Origin of the sequence: Microcoleus sp. (assembly GCF_049646505.1) — a bacterium.
GTDB lineage: Bacteria > Cyanobacteriota > Cyanobacteriia > Cyanobacteriales > Microcoleaceae > Microcoleus.
The window spans coordinates 1-1,966 of sequence record NZ_JBARVX010000638.1 but is presented as its reverse complement, the minus strand read 5'-3'; the positions used below and the strand labels follow the sequence as shown (position 1 = coordinate 1,966).

Below are 1,966 nucleotides of genomic sequence, written 5' to 3'. Positions count from 1 at the left end.
TTGAGCGATCGGCAACATAAATTGCTACGTAAAACCGTTAAGTTTTAATCAATTCCGAGGGCGTTCTCCACAGTAAATCCAACCGATTCGCCGGCATCGTCAAATACAAAACATCCCCCGCACTCAGACAACAATTCAGCAACTCCCAGCCGTGAATAGTTTGACAGTTAGTTTCCACATAAAGAGGTACAAAATCAGCAGATTTCGCAGCATCTTGAATGCGGTAGCCGCAAAAAGGATGGTTTGGCGTAATCAATGTTGCTAAGGAAACCCACAGACTGTCAGCAGTCATCCCGTTGCCCAAAATTCTGCCTCCAATTGCCGCCGCCGCAAAAGCAGGAGCCGCTAATTCCGTCGGGTTCAAAACTCCTTCAAATTCAAAAACCTGCTGCACCATCAAAGCAAAATGCGAGTCTTGATTGCGGACAATCACCTGCAGTTTCGGTGCCAATCCTTTAGCAGTCAAGGCAATTTCTAAATTGGACATATCGCTGCTAGTAACTGCCAAAAGTGCAGCAGCTTGCTTAACATTAGCAGCTTCCAGAGTTGCGGGCAAACTGGCACTTCCATGAATTACTGGAATTTTTAGAGAGCGAGCCGTGCTCAGAAAGCGGCTGTTTGGATCTTGCTCGATCGCCACAATATCATAACCGTTAGTGTGCAGTTCTTTGGCAATTTGTATTCCCATGCCCCCCAGGCCGCAAATAATGTAATGATGGCGCTGCGGAACTCGCGCTATATCCCAATATTCGGTAAAGCGAGTTCCCAATACATAATCGTTGAGCAGGGCGTAGCAGATGCCGATGATGCCCGCTCCAACTAACATCATCATCACCGTAAATAATTTAATATTTTCTGGAGCTTGTTCGGCAACTTTTTCATAGCCTCCGGCACCAGTAATCATCCCTACTGAAAAATATAGAGAATCGACAATTGAGATATTTTCATCAACACAAATATAGATAGAAGTAGCTATTCCAATCATTGCCAGCAGAGTCAGTACCACAATTACTGCTTGGCTGTGCTGCTGAAATCGGCGGAGGCTAGTTAAGGTTTTAAGCAGTTTTTGAATCAAAGTTTTTTGGGGGCTGCGGAGAGTCGGTTCCGAGGCAACAATTAGCCGATCGCCCTGCTGGCACTCCCGGCCCGCCAGCACCGCCGATACTAAATCAGTTTTGTTAGCAGCCGGGAGAGAATAAATCAACATTCGCGATCGATCGTTCCACAAATCGCTCAGTTGCCGATCGAGCCAAGGATGATTTTCATCGATATATTCTTCGTGAATCGGCCAAGTGCGATCGAACAAACGCAACTGTCCGATCGCCCGATTTCCGAGAGCAGCAAAAGCAAAAACCGGAGCTGCCAAAGCCGAAACGCTCATCGAAGTGTGCTCGGGCAAAGAGTGATCGATTCTGTCGCCCAAGCTAGTATTGAACAATCTGTTAATGATCCGAATTTGAGGGTTCAGAATCCTCGCCTGCATCAAAACTGCCAAATTGACAGCATCATCATTTCCTGCGATTACTAAAGTGTGAGCTTTTTGAAGGCCCGCCGCCAACAAAGTAGAAGCTGCTTGCAAATTGCCGACAACCACATCAGAAGTTTCGCTGCGAATTGGGCGATCGCTAATACCAACCACAATCGCCCCCTGCTGTCTCAACAAACAAAAAATCTTGTGTCCCGTTTTGCCCAACCCACAAACAATGATTCGAGGTTTCATAAGTTATTTGCCAGCCGATTTCAAAGCTGTCCTTGCAGTTTTACTTACCATTGTTGACTGCCGCAGCTTTGCAGAATGTAGCTAAAAACACTATTGCGTAATTGTTGTAGGGTTCTTATTTCGTGAAAATCCCCGATAGATATGGAGTAGGCACTCTTAGCACTACCCCTAGAAATTTTGTGAATCCTGCAATAATTGCTATATATACGTAGGTTGGGTTGAAGAATGAAACCCAACATGCGTATA

General features: G+C 45.7%; 1 protein-coding gene. It reads right to left on the bottom strand.

All coding sequences use genetic code 11. The annotated features are described in order from the left end of the window. Positions 1 to 37: 37 nt before the first annotated feature. Entirely contained in the window at positions 38 to 1,720 is a 1,683-nt protein-coding gene (locus tag WBA89_RS29435; protein ID WP_424411160.1) for a potassium channel family protein, read from the bottom strand. Positions 1,721 to 1,966: the final 246 nt, after the last annotated feature.

Coding starts and splice junctions, on each gene's coding strand:
- WBA89_RS29435 (WP_424411160.1), bottom strand. CDS start 1,720: ATGAAACCTCGAATCATTGTTTGTGGGTTGGGCAAAACGGGACACAAG.